This is a genomic window from Cupriavidus sp. 291-E7, assembly GCF_057798835.1.
Window position 1 is genome coordinate 217,004 of sequence record NZ_JBYOJV010000006.1, and the last position, 19,866, is coordinate 236,869.

Sequence of the window (19,866 nt, forward strand, 5' to 3'; positions counted from 1 at the left end):
ATCGGTACCGCGCGCGTCATCAGTTGTTCGACAGCAGCGAGTTAGCCCGCTGGTCATTGGTGTCGGCGCCCGAGATCATCTTCATCTGCATCTCGAAGCGGCGCGCATTGGCAATCATGTCCACCATAGCCTCGACCGGGTTGACGTTGCTGCCTTCGATCGCGCCCGAAATCACGCGCACATTGGGGTCCTGCTGCAATGCATCCACGCCGGGGCGCAGACGGAAATAACCGTCGTCACCGCGCGCCAGCCCTTCCGGCGGCGGTGTCACCACGCGCAGCTTGCCGACCTGGGCCAGGCCGTTGGCGGCCTCGCCCGGACCGCGCACCACGACGCTGCCGTCCGTACCGATCGACACGGTCGAGCCAGGCGGCACGGCGATCGGACCACCGTCGCCCATCACGGGCCGTCCGGCGGACGTCTGCAGCTGGCCATCGGCCGACACCTGCAGCGAACCGGCGCGGGTGTAGGCCTCGGAGCCGTCGGGCATCTGCACCGCCAGCCAGCCGTTGCCCTGCAGGGCCACATCGAGATCGCGGCCGGTGTAGGTCAGCGGGCCGGCCTTCATGTCGGCGCCGGGCGTCGACGCAAGCGTGTACGCCCGCGTCTGCAGTTCCTGGCCCTGTACCGGCACTGCGCGATACAGGTTCACTTGCGCCTTGAATGCGGGCGTGGAGGCGTTGGCCAGGTTGTTCGATACCGCGGCCTGCTGGTCGAGTATCTGCTTGGCGCCCGACAGGGCGGTGTAGAGCATGCGGTCCATGACGATGGCTTCAGGCTAGGCGTCGATCAGATGTTCACCAGGGTCTGCAGGACGGTGTCCTGCGCCTTGATGGTCTGCGCGTTGGCCTGGTAGTTGCGCTGCGCCACGATCAGGTTCACCAGCTGGCCCGAGAGGTCGACGTTCGACTCTTCCACGGCGTTCGACTTCAGCTTGCCCATCGCGCCGCCTGCCGTGCCCAGCAGTTCCTGGCCCGATGCGCCGGTGGCGGACCACACGTTGTCGCCTTCCGGCTTCAGACCTTCGACGTTGCCGAACGAAGCCATCGCGATCTGGCCCAGCGACAGCGTCTTTTCGTTCGAGTACGAACCCAGGATCGTGCCGTCTTCCTGCACCGAGAAGCCCAGCAGCGCGCCGGACGTGTAGCCGTCCTGCACGATCTTCTTCGGATCGTTGTCGGCGCCGAACTGCGTGGAACCCGTCAGGTCCAGCGTGGCCGACAGTGCGGCGGCGCCGTTCTTCGGCGGCAGGCCGATCGTCGGCATCGCGGCCGGCGTCACCATCTTGCCGCTGTTGTCGAACTCAACCGGAATGGCGGTGGCGGCGGCAGGCGTGGGGTTGCCCACGGGCGTGCCGTCCGGCATCGTCAGGTACATGTTCCAGATCGTGCCCTGCGTGTTCGGCGCTGCCGGCACGGTGTTCGTCTTGGCAAAGTACGCGGTGATCTGCTGCTTGTTGCCCAGCGAGTCGTACACCGTGATCGACGTGCTGTAGTTGAACATCGCCGACGTCGGCGGGTTGTTGGTGCTCGATGCGAATGCCGGGTTGGTCGGCAGCGTGCTGCGCGAATCGAGCTGGAACTGGGCTTCAACCTTGGTGGTTGCCTTCGGATCCATCTGCGCGTTGCTGATCACGATCGGCTGCGGTGCCGCGCCGCCGGCGGTGGTGCCAGCCGGGTAGCCGGTCACTTGCAGGCCGGTGGCATTCACCAGGCGGCCGTCATCCAGCCGGCTCAGCTGGCCATTACGCGAATAGAACACCGATCCGTCAGTGTTGGTCAGGCGGAAGAAGCCGTTGCCGTTGCTGATGGCCACGTCGAGATTGCGGCCCGACGTGGAGATATTGCCGTTGGTGAACGATTGCACCACGGCGTTCACGCGCGTGCCGAGGCCGATCTTCGAGCCTGCGTACACGTCCGCGAACTGCGCGGTCGATTGCTTGAAACCAACCGTGTTGGCGTTGGCGATGTTGTTACCGATCACGTCCAGGTTGGACGCCGCGGCATTGAGGCCGCTTACCCCTTGACCAAAACCCATGATGTTTCCCCTAAGTAGGCTGTCGTTCGTGAAATGCCCGCGCGTATGCCCGGACCGGGTGATTCGTTATCTTTCTTGCGTTCAGGAGATACGGCGTACGTCGTCGACGTTGGCCTTCTTGCCGTCGCCCAGTTCCACCAGCACGCCGGTGCTGTCGCCGCTGATGGCCTGCACCTTGCCGTAGACCAGCGCGATCGGCGTGACGTCCTTGCCGTCGGCCGTGGCGGCCACCTTGAAGGTGTAGTCGCCGTTTTCCACGAGGTTACCCTGGTCGTTCTTGCCGTCCCAGGGAATGTCGTGCACGCCGGCCGTCTGGCCCTTCATGTCGATGTTGCGCACCACGTTGCCGTTCTTGTCCAGCACCTGCACGGTCACGGTGTCGGCCGTCGACGGGATGTCCACGCCGATCTTGCCTGCCACGCCGTCGGCCACGCTCACGTTGGAGCCCGGCACCATCACGGTCTTGCCGATCAGGGCGGCCGAATCCATCGCGCGGCTGGCGGCTGTCTGCGTCAGCAGCTGCGTCATGGTTTCGTTCATGGTCTGCAGACCGCTCACGGTGCTGATCTGCGCCAGTTGCGAGGTCAGCTGCGCGTTATCCATCGGATTGAGCGGGTCCTGATTGTTCATCTGCGTGACCAGCATCTTCAGGAAGTTGCTCTGCAGGTCGGCCGCGCTGGCGCTGCCGCTTTGCAGGGCCTGGTTCACTGCCGAGTTGGAGGTGCTGCTGCCTACGTTGGAAGTTGCCATGATTGTTCGTTTGAGTCCGGAGAGATTCGATTCGTTTGGGGCGGCTGCCGTTACTGACCGATGGTCAGCGTCTTAAGCATCATGCTCTTGGCGGTGTTGAGCACCTCCACGTTGGCCTGGTACGAACGCGACGCCGAGATCATGTTGACCATCTCTTCCACCGGGTTCACATTGGGCATCGTCACGTAGCCGTTGGCGTCCGCCAGCGGGTGCGTGGGGTTGTGGATCATGCGCGGCGGCGCGCCGTCTTCCATCACGCCAGCCACCTGCACGCCGCCCACATCGGTCTGGCCGGGCGTGGGCGCCATCTCGAAAATCACCTGCTTGGCGCGATACGGCTGGCCGTTCGGCGCAACGGCGCTGTCGGCGTTGGCCAGGTTCGACGCTGTCACGTTCATGCGCTGCGACTGCGCGGCCATTGCCGAGCCAGCCACATCGAAAATGTTCATGGTGCCCACGGCTGGTTATCTCCCGTGTCAGTTCTGGATGGCGGACAACATCGTCCTGATCTTGCTGCTCATCACGGTCAGGCCCGCTTCGTAGTGCACCGTGTTGTCGGCAAACGCCACACGCTCGGTGTCCATTTCCACGGTGTTGCCGTCGATGCTCGATTGCAGCGGAATGCGGTACTGCAGGTCGCGGTCGCTCGTGCTCATGGCAGGTGCCTGCGCGGGCAGATGGCGTGCGGACGTGGTGGACAGCGAGACGCCGTCGCGCTGCTGATTGCCGCGCTCCACCGACTGGGCCAGCGTGCTGGCGAAATCGAAATCGCGTGCCTTGTAGCCCGGCGTGTCCGCGTGGGCGATGTTCGAGGCAATCACCGATTGCCGCTGGGTCCGCAGGCTCAGCGCTTCCTGCTGGAAGCGGAACGCCGCATCGAGTCTGTCCATGATGTCTGCCTTTCCTGCAATGGCTTCATTTCGGGGAGAGAGCTGCCGTAGACCTGGGTATACGTCTCGCACACCGCCCGGCCGGGCTTCTTCAGGGTTGCCATCTTAGGGGCCGGGTTGTCACGCCAATCGTGCGAATAGGGACGAGAAACCCGCGCATTTCCGCTTCGGTTTCTCGCGCGAGGCTGCCTACAATGGGCCCCACTGACTGGCTCGGTTGCCCAGCGCATTGCGCCGCCAGGGCGCGCCACACAAGGCCCGGCGGTCAGCGCGGGACACCGCCCCGTTCACGGTGGGCGCGACGTTCCGCAGCATTTACCGATGTTCAACTGTTGTGCGACGGCATCGCGTGCCGGGCGCCCTGCGGGGTAAACACCACCACAGGCGCCGGCGTCCGCTGCCGTCTCATCCTTGCTGGGATGACCCTATGACTTTCAATCGCCAGGCCGCCGTGCTGATGGCGCTGGCCAGCGTTGCGCTGACCAGCCCGGCTTCGGCCGCGCCCGCCCAGGTCACGCCGGTGGCCCCGCCGGGTGCCGCGCATGCGCAGGCCGCCCAGAATCCTTTTGCCAACGACGATCCCGCGCGCGTGGCCGTCGAGCAGTTCCTGCTGCGCCAGTCCAATGGACTGCCGGGCAAGGTCAGCGTGCAGGTGGTGCCGCCGTCCGGCGGCCGCGCGCCTGAATGCGTCAACCCCGAGCCGTTCCTGCCGGCTGGCGCCGCGCCGTACGGCCGCGTCAACGTCGGCCTGCGCTGTGGCGGCGAGCGTCCCTGGACGCGCTACATGCAGGCCCGCGTGGCAGTGCTGACCGACTACTACGTGGCCGGCCGTGCGATGTCGCCCGGCGAAACCATCACCGCGGCCGATCTGGAAGTGCGCCAGGGCGACCTGGGCTCGTTGCCGCGTGCCGTGGTGACGGACCCATCGCAGGTGGACGGCACGGTCGTCGCCAACCGCATCGCGGCCGGATCGCCGATGCGCACGGACCTGATCAAACGGCCAATCGCCGTCAAGTCCGGCCAGACCGTCAACGTGACCGTGGAAGGCGATTCGTTCCAACTGAGCAGCGAAGGCAAGGTACTGACCGACGCCGCCACCGGTAACGCCGTGCAGGTACGGCTGCGCAATGGCCAGGTAGTGAGTGGCGTGGTGCGCAGCGGTGACACCGTGGTGCTTCAGTAGTTACCCGTAAGCGTCACAGGCATCACATTGATTGCAGTTTCAGCAGTCGTGGGAAGTTAGTCATCACACGGGCTGGGATCCCCGGAAGAGCAACAGGACGTGGCCATCCACAGCGGCGTTGGCGGACCGTGCGAGAATGCCGGCTGCCCGCTCCGGAGTCGACCCGAATTCGCATGAAACATAGCTAAAGTTTCCGGCGCAAAGGTCGATAAACCAGACGAACCCAGCAAGGATTTCACCGTGAAGATCAACAACTCCACTCCGTCCCGGCCCGCCGACACCGCGGCTACCGATGGCAACGCCCGCCAGGCGGCCAACGGCGCCACGTTGACGGATCCTTCCGCCCTGACCGGCGTGCGCGTCAGTCCGCTGGCCGCGCAGGTTCGTGATATCGGTGCGCGTCTGCTGCAAGACAGCGACAGCGACATCGATGCCGCCAAGGTGGCGGAAGTCCGTCAGGCGATTGCGGAAGGCCGGATCAAGATCGATCCAAGCAAGATCGCCGATGGCTTGCTCGCGTCACTGCACGAGCTGAGCCAGGGCGGCCCCCAATCCTGAACCTGAAATGAGCCAAGCAGCCCTGATCCAGTCCCTTTCGGTTGAAGCCAACGCCATTGCCGCCTTTGGCCGCACGCTTGCAGAAGAGCGCGATGCCATCAAGCAGCAGGATTTCCAGGCATTGAGCGACCTGCTCAACAAGAAGATGGAACTGGCCCAGGCGCTGACGCGCGCCACGGCCACACGCGAGGCGCAGATGATTGCGCTCGGCCTGCGCGCGGGCGAAGGCGGCCTGCTGGTGGGCCGCGAGGTGGAGCCTGCCGTTGCCGAGGCATGGCGCAAGGTGGTGTTCTTTGCCCACAAGGCCAAGGACGCCAACGAACTGAACGGCGCCATCGTCAATGCCCATCTGGAATTCACGCAGGAAGCCATCCAGGTACTGCGCCAGGGCGGCATGACCGCCAACGAAATGTACGGCCGCGACGGCAAGGCCCAGGCCACTGCCGGCGGCGTGAGCCTGGCGGCCGGCTGACCGCCACCGTCCTGCCGCGTCAGAGCCTGCCTACGTCAGGCTCGGCCATCGCCTGATCGCGCGCGATCGGCATCCTCCCTACATTGACACTGAGCCACCCGCTGCCATTGCAACGCACGCAGCGGTGTGACGTCCGGTAATCACAACAATGTCCGGAGGTACAGCCATGTCATTTCTGCTTTATGTGATCGGGCTTCTGGTGCTGGTCGGCGGCATCGCGTGGGGCCTCTCAGTCGCGGGCATCGCCCACGTCTACATCGGCATCGCCTGCGTGATCGTGCTCGGTATCGGCATCATGACGGCCGTGTCGCGCACACGCGCCAAAGATCCTTCCTGATCGCCGCGCCAGGGCCACGCTGCCGTGGGCATTGAATCCAATCCGCCGTGCCTGGCCCGGCCAACTCAATTGCCGTCCGCGCGGAATGTAAACATTGCGGAACATGGGTCTCGCTCTATACACTCGAAGCGTTCAGATCTCCGCACGGTGATCGCCGCCATGTTCGAGGCCCTGCGAAAAACAACCAGCGCGCTGTTCGACCCCGACCGACGATTCCGGCAAGCCCGCATCTTCCACGCCACGCGCGTGGCGCTGGCCTTGCTGGCATCGATTGCGCTCACCACCGGCATCAACATCCCACACGGTGAATGGGCAACCATTACCGTTCTCGTGGTCATCGGCGGACTTCAGCACCACGGCAATATCCGCCGCCGTGCCGCCGAGCGCGGGGCGGGCACGGTGATTGGCGCGCTTATCGGCCTGTTTCTGATCATCCAGGAAAACTATTTCGGCATACCGATGCTGACCTGGGGGCTGATGGCCGTGATCTGCGGCTATTGCGCCTATCACGCCGTGGGCAAGGGCGGATATATCGCGCTGCTGGCCGCGGTGACCGTGGTCATCACCGCCGGGCATGGCGAGCAGAATGTCTACGACGCGCTGTGGCGTACCGTGGATGTGCTGATCGGCACCGCCATCGCCCTGGTCTTCTCGTTTGCATTCCCAGCCTATGCGTCGTACTCGTGGCGCTTCAAGCTTGCCAGCCTGCTACGCGGCTGCGCGGCGGTGCACGCCAAGATCGAGCGGGGCCAGCGCGACGAAAAGGAACGGCAGCAGGACATGATGAAGCTGTCGAATCTCCTGGTGCAGATGCGCAGCCTGATTCCGTCGGTAGCCAAGGAAACGGATGTGCCGCCCGCCGATCTGGAAGAGGTGCAGCACAGCGCCCGCGTCTGCATCAGCGCACTGGAGATGCTGGCCGCCATCGACCCCGACGCCACCGACTCAAGCGGCGACGAACGCAATATCCGCGACCTGCTGCTGGAAATGGCTTCGGCACTCGAAGCCGCCGACGAATCGATGGTGCACCAGCACGCGTCGCTACCATCGCCGCACCCTGATGACCCATCGATTGGCCACAGCTCGTATGCGTTCCTGACATTGCAACTGTCCGCCGAACTGGCCCACCTGCGCGATCACCTTTCGCAAATGGCCGCGCAGACGAAGTTCCCGTACGGGGTTCGCTGACGGATTGCGCTGCCTCGTCTGGCCCCTATCCTACGCATGGAAGAGCGGTCGGAGGAAGCCAGACAGCGGCATGTAACTGCCCATGCAACTGCTCGACACCCGCCTTCGCCTGGTGCTGCGGCATCCAGGCCGATTCCTGCTCAATGCGCTGGTTCACTTCCGCGCCAACCAGGGCCTGTTGCTGGCCGGCGCCGTGGCCTACTACGCGCTGCTGTCCATCGTGCCGCTGCTGATCCTGATGCTGATCGGGCTGTCCCAGGTGGCCGACCCCATCGAACTGCTGGAAACGCTTGAGCGCTACCTGGAATGGCTGCTGCCGGGGCAGTCACACGCGCTCGTCACGGAGCTGGCGCGATTTCTGAACAATCGAGGGGTCATCGGCTGGGTTCTGGCCATCACGATGATCTTCTTCAGCTCGCTGGCGTTCACGGTGCTGGAAAACGCCATGTCGGTGATCTTTGTCCACCGGGTGGCCATCCGCCGCCGGCACTTCCTGGTTTCCGCCATCCTGCCCTACTGCTACATCCTCGTACTCAGCATCGGGCTGCTGATCGTGACCGTGGTGGCCGGCGGCCTGCAGACCGTCGGGGCCCGGCATCTTGAAGTGCTGGGGCATGACTGGTCGCTGGACCGCCTGTCGGGCTCGCTGCTCTACCTTCTTGGCTTTCTGGGCGAAATCCTGTTGCTGACGTCGATCTATCTGGTCATGCCGGTTGGCCGGTTATCGGTGCGGCATGCGCTGGTCGGCGCGGTTTTCGCCGCCGTGCTGTGGGAAATCTCGCGCCATGTGCTGGTCTGGTACTTTTCGACGCTCTCCCAGGTGGGCAAGGTCTATGGATCGCTGACCACGGCCATCGTGGTGCTGCTTAGCCTGGAAATCGCCGCCACGCTGCTGCTGTTCGGCGCGCAGATCATTGCGGATTTCGAGCGGGGCGGCGAGCCGCTCCATCCCGCCACCGAGGCCGGGAAGTTCCATACCTGATCTCCACGGCGAAAAGTGCTTTAAAAAGCATTTCACGGTCGCACATACCCGACCATCCCACTCCAACTCTTCTATAAGACATAAGAATCGAGAATTTTGCTAGATCCAGAATCCGACCTAAATTGATGATTTTGAATGCTATTGCCGGACAAAGACGGAAAGATGCGCAATTCATGGCTGGATGCCTATGTATGCAGCACACAAATTTCACATGAAGGATTGCACCTCCGCCATGCAAAATCAGGCAAAATTCGAGTCTTGCCTCGAACCGCGACCCGGGCGGGGCATTTCCCAACCCCGAATTTGATGCGAGATAAGCGATGAGTAACCAGCAGCCCACCATCATCTACACCCTGACCGACGAAGCTCCGCTGCTGGCCACCAGTGCCTTCCTGCCCATCATCCGCACGTTCACCGGCCCCGCCGGCGTGAACGTCGAAACCAGCGACATCTCGGTGGCTGGCCGTATCCTGGGCGAATTTTCCGAATTCCTGACCGAAGAACAGCGCGTGCCGGACAACCTGGCCGAGCTGGGCCGCCTGACGCAGGACCCGGACACCAACATCATCAAGCTGCCGAACATCAGCGCCTCGGTGTTCCAGCTGATCAGCGCGATCAAGGAACTGCAGTCGAAGGGCTACAAGATCCCCGACTTCCCCGAAGATCCGAAGACCGACGAAGAGCGCGCGATCCAGAAGCGCTACTCGAAGGTGCTGGGCAGCGCCGTGAACCCGGTGCTGCGCGAAGGCAACTCCGACCGCCGCGCCCCCGCCGCCGTCAAGAACTACGCCCGCAAGCACCCGCACAGCATGGGCGAGTGGAGCATGGCCTCGCGCACGCACGTGGCCCACATGAAGCACGGCGACTTCTACCACGGCGAAAAGTCGATCACGCTGGACCGCGCGCGCGAAGTGCGCATGGAACTGGTGACCAAGAGCGGCAAGACCATCGTGCTGAAGCCGAAGGTCGCGCTGCAGGACGGCGAGGTCATCGACAGCATGTTCATGAGCAAGAAAGCCCTGCTGGCCTTCTATGAAGACCAGATGGAAGACGCGCGCAAGACCGGCGTCATGCTGAGCCTGCACGTCAAGGCGACGATGATGAAGGTGTCGCACCCGATCGTGTTCGGCCACGCCGTCAAGGTCTTCTACAAGGATGCCTTCGCCAAGCACCAGAAGCTGTTCGACGAACTGGGCGTGAACGTGAACAACGGCCTGGTGGACCTGTACACCAAGATCGAAGCGCTGCCCGAGTCGAAGAAGGAAGAAGTCATCCGCGACATGCACGCCTGCCACGAACATCGCCCGGAACTGGCGATGGTGGACTCGGCCAAGGGTATCTCGAACCTGCACGCGCCGAACGACGTGATCGTCGATGCTTCGATGCCCGCCATGATCCGTATCGGCGGCAAGATGTGGGGCGCCGACGGCCGCACCAAGGACACGAAGTGCCTGATCCCGGAATCGACCTTCGCCCGCATCTATCAGGAAATCATCAACTTCTGCAAGACCAACGGCGCGTTTGACCCGGTGACGATGGGCACGGTGCCGAACGTCGGCCTGATGGCGCAGAAGGCTGAAGAGTACGGTTCGCACGACAAGACCTTCGAGATCGCCGAAGACGGCGAAGCCCGCATCGTCGACAACGCCACTGGTGAAGTGCTGACGGCGCTGACGCAGCAGGTCGAGCAGGGCGACATCTGGCGCATGTGCCAGGTCAAGGACGCACCGATCCGCGACTGGGTGAAGCTGGCCGTCACGCGCGCCCGCAACTCGGGCATGCCGGCTGTGTTCTGGCTGGACCCGTACCGTCCGCACGAGGCCGAGCTGATCAAGAAGGTGGAAACCTACCTGAAGGACTACGACATCAGCGGTCTGGAAATCCATATCATGTCGCAGGTCCGCGCCATGCGTTACACGCTGGAGCGCGTGATCCGCGGCCTGGACACCATCTCGGTGACCGGCAACATCCTGCGCGACTACCTGACCGACCTGTTCCCGATCATGGAACTGGGCACCAGCGCCAAGATGCTGTCGATCGTGCCGCTGATGGCCGGTGGCGGCATGTACGAAACGGGTGCTGGCGGTTCGGCACCGAAGCACGTGCAGCAGCTGGTGGAAGAGAACCACCTGCGCTGGGATTCGCTGGGCGAGTTCCTGGCCCTGGCCGTGTCGCTGGAAGAGCTGGGCATCAAGTCGGGCAACAACCGCGCCAAGGTACTGGCCAAGACGCTGGACGCCGCAACCGGCAAGCTGCTGGACAACGCCAAGAGCCCGTCGCCGAAGACCGGCCAGCTCGACAACCGTGGCAGCCAGTTCTACCTGGCCATGTACTGGGCACAGGAACTGGCCGCGCAAACGGAAGACGCCGACCTGGCAAAGACGTTTGCACCGCTGGCCAAGACGCTGACGGCAAACGAGAAGACCATCATCGGCGAACTGGGCGACGTGCAGGGCAAGCCGGTGGAGATCGGCGGCTACTACATGCCGGACGCCGCCAAGCTGGAAGCCGTGATGCGCCCCAGCAAGACGCTGAACGCCGCGCTGGAAGCCGTGAAGGGCTAAGTCCCGATGTCACGCATGCGGGCGGCCACGGCGGCCCGCACGTGTGGTACGGACAAAAGGAAACGCCCCGGAGCAGCAATGCTCCGGGGCGTTTTTTCGTCCTGCCGTTTTATATCCGGCCCGTCAGCTCATCCTCTCGTGCACGTGCCAGGCGCTACATACGTCCAGGCCCGCGGCGTGGGCACCCCATCGACCAGAATTTCCGCAACGCCTTTCACCTCGGCAAAATAGGCCATCGTGTTCGCGCCGACCGGCATGAACACCTGCGCGCGAACACCCGCCGGCAGCGGTGGCTCGACGAGCCAGTTGGTGGACATCGCGCCGGGCATGGCGGTCGGCATCGCCGCCGACCCCAGCAGGTTGCCGGCAACGTTCGATGCCAGCAGGGCCGGCAGGCCCGACTTGCTGCCGAGGATCGTGCCATCGGCGGAAATCGTCAGTGTCTCGGTCTGGATCGTGCCGTCGAGCGCAATCGGCATGCCGATACCAGACACCTGCGCGGATGCCACGCCCGGCTGCGAGCACGTCCATGTGCCAGCCACCTGCCCGGCCGTGAGCGTCTGCACGGGACGGAACACCCCAGCCCCGGTTATCTGGTTGCCAACGCCATCGCGCTGGTTGTGGTCGAAATACAGCGTCTGCACGCCGTCGGCCAGCAGAGGAAACACGCGGCCCCACCGCTTGCCGGCCATCGTCAGATCATAGGCACCGGGATAGCGCGTCTGGTCGGCCAATGAGAGCGTACCCGTCAGCATCCCGCCGCATGTATCGCTGTAGGTGCTGAACTGGCACATGCGCACGGACCCATTGGCGTCGACGAGCGTCTGCCCAACCATGCCGTACTGCGCCTGGAGATTTCCTGAACTGGTGACGTATGTCGACTGCGTTCGCATGAACGAGTACATGCCGGCCAGGCTGGCGACGGTCGGCGCCGTCGATACGGTGCTGGCCGTGACGTGGCCCGACAGCTTGCCGCCCCCGAGCTGCCTGGGCAGCCCCGCGATCTCTCCGGTGAGCGTCGTGCCGGACACCGAGAAAGTCGCCGTGATCGATCCCAACACAGCGGAGACGAACGCGGGCGGCGGATCGGCGCCATCTTCCACCAGGTTGCTGACGGTATAGATCGCACCGGCCTTCGCATAGTCCCCCACCAGCGTGCCAGCCAGCCCGAATGTGGAATCCGCAAAGCGGATCTTCAACTTGCCGGATGCGGGCGCATCGAGCGTGACGGCGATCGTGTCCCCGAAGCTGATCACACCCATGTACGTGACGGCAGTTGGCGTGACCGTTCCCCCGCCACTGCCGCCACTGCCGCTGCCGCCGCTACCCCCGCCCCCGCCGCTGCCGCCCGTGGATCCATTGCCCGTGGACCCATTGCCCGTGCTGCTGTCGGCCACACTGCCAGCGCCGTCACCGCCGCCACACGCTGCCAAGACCACGCTGATGGCCAAAGCACCCAACACCCGTTGCGTTGTCGCAATCTTCATGTTGCACCCCTTCCCCGTCTGTTGTTTTGCTGCATGCACGTTTTGCGCCGTGGTTTCGCATCCGCGCAACGCGTGCAACAATTCGGGCGGATCGTAGCTTGATCCTCGCGGCGTGTATGTCCCTCGAATACGTGACATGAAGCCGCCCCCCCTCTTGCGTGGGGACCACGCGGTTGCACGGGCCGCTGCCTGTATCGTGCACAGCCCCGACGATTTCGCAGCCGACGCCCCGTGACGACAGCCCCTTCCCATTCGCCCGCAGTCATCCGTGTTGCCCTGATCGACGACGATCCGCGCTTCAGTGCCGCATTCATGCAGGCGCTGGCCGGTGCGACCGACATGCGCACGGCCGGTACGGCCGCCACGCTCCAAACCGGCCTGGCGATGCTGCGCGACGCGGCGCCGGCGGACATCCTGGTGGTAGACCTCGGCCTGCCCGACGGCTCCGGCATCGATGCCATCCACGCCGCCCGCGCCGCGTGGCCGCGCTGCGAAATCATGGTTGCCACGGTGTTCGGAGACGAATCCCACGTCATGCGATCGATTGCCGCGGGCGCTACCGGCTATCTGCTCAAGGACAGCAGCGCCGCCGACATCGTGCGCGAACTGCGGTCGCTGCACCTTGGTGGCAGTCCGATGAGTCCGCTGATTGCGCGACAGGTGCTGATGCGCATGCGTGCGCCGGTATCGGAAGCGCCCGCGCCACCGCAGCCGTCGCCGCAATCCGCCACGCCCACCGCCGCGCTGTCACCGCGCGAATACCAGGTGCTAACGGATATCACGCGCGGTTTCTCGCATGACGAGATCGCTCAGCGACTGGGCGTATCGCGTCATACGTTGCTGACCTACGTGCGCCGCATCTACGTCAAACTCGACGTGCACTCTAAAGTGGAAGCCATCAACGTGGCACGCACGCAGGGGCTGCTCGATGACCGCTGAACGCATCGTGCGCGGATGGTTATCCTTCGCGCTGCAAGTGGCGATCTCCATCGTCGGTGCAAGCATCTTCTCCGCCGCGCTTGCAGACGAACTACCGCTGCAGTTCAGCAGCGCGCAGATGCGCATCACGCCGAACGGTTCGCTCGACGCACCGCCGATGCAACTGGAGATGCCTGCGGCATCAGGGTCGTGGGAGCAGACGCCCTTGCCGTTCGTCGTGCCTCGGCAGATCACGCCCGATGCACTCGATACCGGCAGCGTGAACACGGTATGGGTGCGGCTGCAAATGCCCGATGCCGTTGGCGCGGCCAATGCCGGGACCGCGCTCTATCTCTACGCGCCGCGCTGGCAGACGGTCGGCCGCCTTGCGGTCTACGCCGACGGCAAGTTGCTCTGGCACTCGCGGGCAGGACCGGTCTGGAACAGCTACAACTATCCGCTCTGGATTCCGCTGGGGCATGCGCCGCATGAGATCGTCGTGCGCATGGACGTGTCCGGTCAGGTTGGCGGTGCGCTGTCGTCGATATGGATTGGCACCAACGGGCAATTGCTATGGCGCTATGCATTGCGCAGTTTCCTGCAGACGCAGTTCCCGTACTTATCCAGCGGCGCACTGCTGGCCATCGGCATCTTCTCGCTGATGATCTGGCAAAGGCGGCGCACGGAATCCCGCTATCTGCTGTGCTTCCTGGCGGCGGCCAGTTACTTCCTGCATACGCTTCAATACCTCGTGGGAGAGGACCCGCTACCGATTCCCGAGGCATGGTTCAGCTGGCTGGCATTCAACAGCATCGCGTGGCTTATCCTGACGTGCTACGTCTTCATCTTCCGTTACCTCGATGTCCGCTACCGCCGGCTTGAGGCGGGCCTGATCTGCGTGGTGGTCTTCCTGGCCACCAGCACCTTGCCGCTGTCATGGCTGACGCACGCGGTGTTCCTTTTCCCGCTCTCGCAGCTGCTGCTGGTCTGCCTGAACCTCACCGCTTCGATCGCCGCGCTGCAAGCCGCATGGCGCGCGCGCTCGCGCGAGGCGTTGATGTTTTCGATCTGGAACGCGATGAGCACGCCCATCGCTGTGCACGATGTGCTGCTGCAGAACTACCGCATCAGCATCGAAGGCATCTACCTGCTCTCGTATCTGGGCTGCGTGCAGCTGTTGTTGTTCATGTACCTGATGTACCGCCGCTATATCGGCGCGCTGGATCAGGTGGCGCAGCTCAACGCCGGCCTGTCGATCCGGCTGGCACAACGCGAAGCCGAACTCAACGAAAGCCATCGGCAGCTGCGCGAGATCGAGCGCCGCGAAACGCTCGCCCACGAGCGCCAGCGCCTGCTGGAAGACATGCACGACGGGCTTGGTTCTTCTCTGATGAGTGCGCTTCGCGTGGTGGAACAACGCAATGCATCGGTCGACGTCGCGCAGTTGCTGCGCGAGTGCATCGACGACCTGAAGCTCACCATCGATTCGCTGGAGCCGGATTCCGCGGACCTGCTTCTGCTGCTGGCCACGCTGCGCTATCGGCTCGGCCCCCGGCTGGAAGCCGCCGGTATCACGCTGGCATGGGAAGTGGAAGATGTGCCGCCGCTGCAATGGCTGGACCCGCAAGGCGCGTTGCACGTGCTGCGGATTCTGCAGGAAGTCTTCACGAATATCCTGAAGCACGGCAACGCCACCGTGATCCGCGTCCAGACCTATGTGGTCGATGGCGTGGTCATGGTGCGCGTCCATGACAATGGCGCGCCGTTCGACCCGGCCACGGTCTCACCCACGTCGGCGGGGCGCGGACTCGTCAACCTGCACCGTCGGGCCCAGGCCATCGACGCCACGATCGGCTGGCAAACCGACGCGCACGGCACCTGGTTTGCCCTCCAGCTTGCCGTTGCACGCCCGGCGACGGTACAACGCTAGCGCGCGTCGTGCGAATGCACCTGTAGCGCTTCCAGAAAGCGCGACACCATGTTGTAGGCCGCTACCGTTGCCGTCAGTTCAATCAGGTGCCGATGCGAAAAGCGCTGGCGGATGGCTTCGAACACCGGCGCCTCCACCTGGATATTGCGCGTCATGGTGTCGGTATAGGCCAGCACGGCGCGCTCCGTTTCATCGAACAGTGTGCTGTCCTGCCATGCCGGCAGGTCGTCGAGCTGCGCCTGCGTCATGCCTTCCCGAATCGCGATCGGCGCGTGCTGATCTGCCTCGTACGGTGCGCCATTGAGAATGGCCACGCGCATGATCACCAGTTCGCGCAACGCGCCGGGCAGCGTGGACTTCTGCCGGATCGCCGTCAGGTAGGTCAGCCAGCCTTCCGCCACCGGCGGCGCGTGCAGCAGCATCTGGTACAGATGCAGCACGCCGCCGCGCTCCGCGGTGATGCGGTCCACCAGCGGACGCACCGCCGGGTCCGAGAGATCGGCATAAGGAATGTTTGCCATTGCGAATTGCGCTCCTGTGTTTCTGAGTTGCCCGGCCCGTTATTCCGCCACGATGATCTTGCGCTTGACCAGATCGGACATCACGTCCGAGTCCTTTTTCACGCGCGCGGAGAATGCCTCGGGCGAGTTGTTGACGATATCGAACGCGTTTTCGCCGAACCGCTTCGACACCTCGGGATCATGCATGACCTCGCGCGTGGCGGTCAGGATTTTCTCGCGCACGTCGGACGGCAAACCCTTGGGCGCGACCAGGCCGATCCACGTCGGATATTCGAAGCCCGGGATCGACTCGCTCATCGTCGGCACGTCCGGCAACATCGCCGACCGCTTGGGCGAGCTGACTGCCAACGCGCGCACCTTGCCTGCCTGGATGTGCGGCAGCATTACCGACAGCCCGGCAAACGCGTACTGGATATGCCCGCCGAGCAGATCGGTCAGCAGCGGCGCGGCCCCCTTGTACGGAATATGCGTGGTCGACAACTGCTTCGCGATATTGAGTTGGGCGCTGTTCACGTGCCCTGCCGACGCGGTGCCAGCGGACCCATACGACGACTCGGGGTGCGCCTTCAGATAGGTCACCAGCTGATCGAGGCTCTTGACCGGCAGGTCGCTACGCACGACCAGCACCTGTGGCGTGGTCACCAGCAGGCTCAGATAGTCGAACGATGTGAACGTATCGAAGCGCAGGTTCTTCACCGTGTAGTGATTCACCGCCTGCGAATCGAGCGCCAGCATCAGCGTGTAGCCGTCCGGCTTGGCACGGGCCAGGTCGCCTGCGCCAAGCGACCCGCTTGCACCCGGCTTGTTCTCGATGACCACCGATTGCCCAAGCTGCTTGCCCAGCGCGTTCGAAATCGTGCGCGCGGTCTGGTCCACGGCGCCGCCGGGCGCGAACGGCACGATCAGGCGTATCGGCTGATTCGGATACGACTGCTGCGCCCACGTGGGTCCCACGCCAAGCATCGCCGCCGCGAGCGCGGCGGCACCAAACAGACGCCGGGAAATGCATGTCATCGTTGTCTCCTGTTGTTATCGCTGGATGCTGGCGGACTCTGCGGTCCGTCCGTGCAAATAGGGGATGGGCGCCGGCCCGTCAGCGCGTGGCGGCCACCAGTCCGCCGTCGACCACGATCTCCGTGCCGGTGACATAGCGGCTTTCATCCGCTGCCAGGAACAGCACGGCATGCGCGGTATCCCAGCCGTCGCCCATGCGCTTCATCGGCACCTGGTTGTTGCGGTGCGCGATAAATCCGTCGGTATCGCCTTTCGCGTATTTGGCGGCCAGCCCTTCGATCAACGGCGTATGCATGAGCCCCGGCACCACGCAGTTGAGGCGGATGTTGTCGGGCGCGTGAATCACGGCCGTGGTCCGCGTGAAATGCATCAGACCCGCCTTGGCGGCGGCATAGGCCACCTGTGGCTTGCCCACATAGCGCAAACCGGCCACCGATGCCACGTTGATCACTGACCCGCCACCCTGCCGCTGCATGATCGGCAGCACATGCTTGCAACCCAGGAAGGCACCCTTCAGGTTGACCTGCATCTGCGCGTCCCAGACCGCTTCATCCATGTCGACGGGGCCGCCCGGCTGGGACAGGCCGACGTTGTTGACCAGAATGTCGATGCGGCCATGCTTCGCCATGCATGCCTGCACGGCCTGCTGCACCTGCTCCGCCTTGGTGCTGTCGCACGCCATGACGTCGGCATCGAACCCTTCCGCCAGGATCAGGTCACGGGTCTCCGCGGCATGGTCGATATGCAGGTCCGTCCCGAAGACGCTGGCGCCCTGGCGCGCCATCAGCACCGCCGTGGCGCGCCCATTGCCCCAGCCCTTGGCCACCGCGCCGCAACCCATTACCAGCGCAACCTTGCCATTCAGATCCAGCATCCGCGTCTCCATGCCGGTCCTGGACCGGTCCTTGTCGTGAAATTTGCCGGCCCATTCTAGGCAGGCTACATTTATCGCGGAAATTCCATTTACCGATAAATTGATAGATGCAGGGAATGAATGTCACGCCGCGCCAATTGCGCATCTTTCTGGCACTGGCCCAGTCGTTGAACTTCAGCCGGACGGCCGAGCAGTTCTTTGTGACGCAACCTTCGTTAAGCAAGACCGTGAAGGATCTGGAAGACGCGCTGGCCGTCGCGCTGTTCGAGCGTTCCACGCGCAGCGTTCGACTGACGCCGGCTGGCGAGCAACTGGTGCCGCTGGCGCGCCGCATCGTCGGCGAGTTCGATACCGGCCTGAAGCAGATGCAGAACCGGGCCGAGCAGGAAGCGCATCGGCTTGCCGTGGCCGCACTGCCCTCGTTGGCCAATGTGTTGCTGCCCGGCGTGTGTGCCGCGCTGGAGCAGCGCTACCCGCAGCCCCATATCACCGTGCACGATTGCGCGGACCAGGCCGCGGTGGGCCGCGTGGTCAACTATCAGGTGGGCTTCGCGCTGGCGTCCGCTTCGCCGTCAAACCCCGATCTGCATTACGAGGAAATTCTGCGCGACCGCTTCGTGCTGCTGGCACCCCACGCATGGCGCCGCCGGCTCACCGAGCAAACGCGAATGGAAGACCTGGCCGATCTGCCACTGATCAGCATGACCGATGCCAGTACCGCCATGAAGTACATGAGCGCCGCATTCCTCCAGCGCGGCGTGGTGTTTCGCCCCAAGCTGCAACTCGACCAGATCGGCACGATTGCCGGCTTCGTCAAGCAGGGGCTGGGCATTGCCGTGCTGCCCTATCTTGGCATCATGCCGCTGCTGTCACTGAAGGGGATGTTCGTGGCCGGGATCGTGGACGGCCCGGTGCGCTCCTTCGGGATCGTGAGCCGCAAGGCATCGCCCGCGTCGGGCATCGCCACGCAGGCAATGATCGAAGTGCGCGCGATCGCCGACCGCCTCATACAGCAGGAGCCGGAATGGATCTGGCCGCCCGCGTGAGCTACTTGAACGTCGTCCCCCAGTACGCCCGGATCTGCGTCACCACGCCCTCCGGCAGCGCCACGTAGTTCTCGGCCAACGCATCGGCCTGCCCTTCCATCAGCGCCCACTGGAAGAATGCCAGCGCGTCGCGCGTGGCGGCCGGCGTACCGGGACCGCGCGGCATCAGCACGAAGACCGTGCCTGTGATCGGCCAGACCGCCTGGCCCGGAGGGTTCGTCAGTACCTGGTAGAAGTCCTGCTGCGGATTCCACTCCGCCGCCGCCGCGGCCGCGCTGAACGATTCACGCGATGGCAGCACATACTGTCCGTCGCGGTTCTGCACCGCTGCATAAGGCAGCTTGCGCTGCAACGCATAGGTCAGCTCCACGTAGCCAAGCGCGCCCTTGACGTTGCGGATGTAGACCGCCACGCCGTCGTTGCCGCTGGCGCCAACGCCCATCGGCCATTTGACTGTTGTGCCCGCACCAACGCCGCTTTTCCATTCGGGGCTGACTTTCGAAAGAAAGTCGGTCCAGTTGAACGTCGTTCCGGAACTGTCGCTGCGATGGACCACGGTGATGGGCATGTCGGGCAACGACACGCCCGGGTTGATCGCCACGATGCCGGGATCATTCCACTTGGCGACGCGCCCCTGGAAGATTGCCGCCAGCAGCGGGCCGGTGATCCGTAACTGGCCCGGCGCGATACCGGGCAGGTTCAACACCGGCACTACGCCGCCGACCACGATCGGAAACTGCGCCAGGCCCGCGCGCTGCAATTCGTCCGGCTTGAGTGGCATGTCGGTCGCGCCGAACGTGACGCTGGCGGCCTTGATCTGCCGGATACCGTTGCCCGATCCCACTGGCTGGTAATTGACCTGCTGTCCCGTCTTTGCGTAGTACGTGGCCGCCCATTTGGACATGAGCGGATAGACGAACGTCGAACCGGCCCCGGTCACCTCGGCACGCGCCTGCGTCGTCCATGCCCCGGCGCCCAGCGCGATCAGCGCCACCATCGCAAGCGCTCGCGCGGCGTTGCGCAGAAGGGTGCCCTGGATGCGTGATCGGTCCATGATTGTTCTTCCTTCTGCTGGGCGCTGCCGAGCACGATCGGGCGGCGCGTCAGCGCGATGC

The 19,866-nt window shown here is 64.2% G+C and carries 20 protein-coding genes; 10 read left to right on the plus strand and 10 right to left on the minus strand.

What is annotated here, in order from left to right; genetic code table 11:
- Nucleotides 1-19: 19 nt before the first annotated feature.
- The 5 genes from flgF to flgB form a co-directional block, all read right to left on the minus strand.
- Nucleotides 20-763: a flagellar basal-body rod protein FlgF gene (gene flgF / locus AC3FLX_RS13135; RefSeq protein ID WP_488697115.1), complete on the minus strand. Its 744-nt coding sequence runs from the start codon at nucleotides 761-763 to the stop codon at nucleotides 20-22.
- Between the two features lie 26 nt (nucleotides 764-789).
- A complete protein-coding gene (gene flgE / locus AC3FLX_RS13140) occupies nucleotides 790-2,037 on the minus strand; it encodes a flagellar hook protein FlgE (protein WP_488697117.1) in 1,248 nt (415 codons plus the stop codon).
- 81 nt (nucleotides 2,038-2,118) lie between these two features.
- On the minus strand, nucleotides 2,119-2,790 hold the full coding sequence (locus tag AC3FLX_RS13145; protein WP_488697353.1) for a flagellar hook assembly protein FlgD: 672 nt from the start codon (nucleotides 2,788-2,790) through the stop codon (nucleotides 2,119-2,121).
- 47 nt (nucleotides 2,791-2,837) lie between these two features.
- Nucleotides 2,838-3,245: a flagellar basal body rod protein FlgC gene (gene flgC, locus AC3FLX_RS13150; protein WP_488697119.1), complete on the minus strand. Its 408-nt coding sequence runs from the start codon at nucleotides 3,243-3,245 to the stop codon at nucleotides 2,838-2,840.
- 18 nt (nucleotides 3,246-3,263) lie between these two features.
- Nucleotides 3,264-3,680, minus strand: coding sequence for a flagellar basal body rod protein FlgB (gene flgB, locus AC3FLX_RS13155; RefSeq protein ID WP_488697355.1), 417 nt, complete (start codon nucleotides 3,678-3,680; stop codon nucleotides 3,264-3,266).
- 424 nt (nucleotides 3,681-4,104) lie between these two features.
- Here flgB and flgA point away from each other — a divergent pair, with 424 nt between their 5' ends.
- From flgA to AC3FLX_RS13190, 7 genes are all read left to right on the plus strand, one after another.
- Nucleotides 4,105-4,860 (plus strand): flagellar basal body P-ring formation chaperone FlgA, encoded by a 756-nt coding sequence (gene flgA / locus AC3FLX_RS13160; RefSeq protein ID WP_488697121.1) that lies wholly within the window; start codon nucleotides 4,105-4,107, stop codon nucleotides 4,858-4,860.
- A 240-nt stretch (nucleotides 4,861-5,100) separates the two neighbouring features.
- A complete protein-coding gene (gene flgM, locus AC3FLX_RS13165) occupies nucleotides 5,101-5,418 on the plus strand; it encodes a flagellar biosynthesis anti-sigma factor FlgM (RefSeq protein ID WP_488697123.1) in 318 nt (105 codons plus the stop codon).
- A gap of 7 nt (nucleotides 5,419-5,425) precedes the next feature.
- Nucleotides 5,426-5,890 (plus strand): flagellar protein FlgN, encoded by a 465-nt coding sequence (locus AC3FLX_RS13170; protein ID WP_488697125.1) that lies wholly within the window; start codon nucleotides 5,426-5,428, stop codon nucleotides 5,888-5,890.
- A 166-nt stretch (nucleotides 5,891-6,056) separates the two neighbouring features.
- Nucleotides 6,057-6,227, plus strand: a complete 171-nt coding sequence (locus AC3FLX_RS13175) for a hypothetical protein (protein WP_488697127.1) — start codon at nucleotides 6,057-6,059, stop codon at nucleotides 6,225-6,227.
- A 159-nt stretch (nucleotides 6,228-6,386) separates the two neighbouring features.
- A complete protein-coding gene (locus AC3FLX_RS13180) occupies nucleotides 6,387-7,415 on the plus strand; it encodes an FUSC family protein (protein WP_488697129.1) in 1,029 nt (342 codons plus the stop codon).
- Between the two features lie 82 nt (nucleotides 7,416-7,497).
- Nucleotides 7,498-8,397 (plus strand): YihY/virulence factor BrkB family protein, encoded by a 900-nt coding sequence (locus tag AC3FLX_RS13185; protein WP_488697131.1) that lies wholly within the window; start codon nucleotides 7,498-7,500, stop codon nucleotides 8,395-8,397.
- Between the two features lie 320 nt (nucleotides 8,398-8,717).
- Nucleotides 8,718-10,961 carry an NADP-dependent isocitrate dehydrogenase gene (locus AC3FLX_RS13190; protein WP_488697133.1) on the plus strand — a complete coding sequence of 748 codons (2,244 nt, stop codon included), beginning with the start codon at nucleotides 8,718-8,720 and terminating at the stop codon, nucleotides 10,959-10,961.
- Between the two features lie 128 nt (nucleotides 10,962-11,089).
- Here the strand turns inward: AC3FLX_RS13190 and AC3FLX_RS13195 are convergent, their stop codons facing one another.
- Complete coding sequence (locus AC3FLX_RS13195; RefSeq protein WP_488697135.1) at nucleotides 11,090-12,448, minus strand: hypothetical protein; 1,359 nt, start codon at nucleotides 12,446-12,448, stop codon at nucleotides 11,090-11,092.
- A gap of 231 nt (nucleotides 12,449-12,679) precedes the next feature.
- Between AC3FLX_RS13195 and AC3FLX_RS13200 the strand changes: the two genes are divergently transcribed.
- The gene (locus AC3FLX_RS13200; protein ID WP_488697137.1) at nucleotides 12,680-13,387 is read left to right on the plus strand and encodes a response regulator transcription factor; all 708 of its coding nucleotides are present in this window, start codon (nucleotides 12,680-12,682) and stop codon (nucleotides 13,385-13,387) included.
- Nucleotides 13,377-15,296, plus strand: a complete 1,920-nt coding sequence (locus AC3FLX_RS13205) for a sensor histidine kinase (protein WP_488697139.1) — start codon at nucleotides 13,377-13,379, stop codon at nucleotides 15,294-15,296. Before AC3FLX_RS13200 ends, AC3FLX_RS13205 begins: the two co-directional genes overlap by 11 nt.
- Here AC3FLX_RS13205 and AC3FLX_RS13210 read toward each other — a convergent pair.
- The 3 genes from AC3FLX_RS13210 to AC3FLX_RS13220 all read right to left on the minus strand — a co-directional run bounded on the left by AC3FLX_RS13210 (nucleotide 15,293) and on the right by AC3FLX_RS13220 (nucleotide 17,705).
- Complete coding sequence (locus AC3FLX_RS13210; protein ID WP_488697141.1) at nucleotides 15,293-15,817, minus strand: carboxymuconolactone decarboxylase family protein; 525 nt, start codon at nucleotides 15,815-15,817, stop codon at nucleotides 15,293-15,295. The two genes, AC3FLX_RS13205 and AC3FLX_RS13210, sit on opposite strands and share 4 nt — an antisense overlap.
- A 39-nt stretch (nucleotides 15,818-15,856) precedes the next feature.
- A complete protein-coding gene (locus AC3FLX_RS13215) occupies nucleotides 15,857-16,831 on the minus strand; it encodes a Bug family tripartite tricarboxylate transporter substrate binding protein (protein WP_488697143.1) in 975 nt (324 codons plus the stop codon).
- A gap of 79 nt (nucleotides 16,832-16,910) precedes the next feature.
- Entirely contained in the window at nucleotides 16,911-17,705 is a 795-nt protein-coding gene (locus tag AC3FLX_RS13220; RefSeq protein WP_488697145.1) for an SDR family NAD(P)-dependent oxidoreductase, read from the minus strand.
- A 107-nt stretch (nucleotides 17,706-17,812) separates the two neighbouring features.
- On the opposite strand from AC3FLX_RS13220, the gene AC3FLX_RS13225 reads away from it, so the two are divergent.
- A complete protein-coding gene (locus AC3FLX_RS13225) occupies nucleotides 17,813-18,751 on the plus strand; it encodes a LysR family transcriptional regulator (protein WP_488697147.1) in 939 nt (312 codons plus the stop codon).
- Between the two features lies 1 nt (nucleotide 18,752).
- On the opposite strand, the gene pstS is transcribed toward AC3FLX_RS13225, so the two are convergent.
- On the minus strand, nucleotides 18,753-19,805 hold the full coding sequence (gene pstS, locus AC3FLX_RS13230) for a phosphate ABC transporter substrate-binding protein PstS (RefSeq protein WP_488697149.1): 1,053 nt from the start codon (nucleotides 19,803-19,805) through the stop codon (nucleotides 18,753-18,755).
- Nucleotides 19,806-19,866 lie beyond the last annotated feature (61 nt).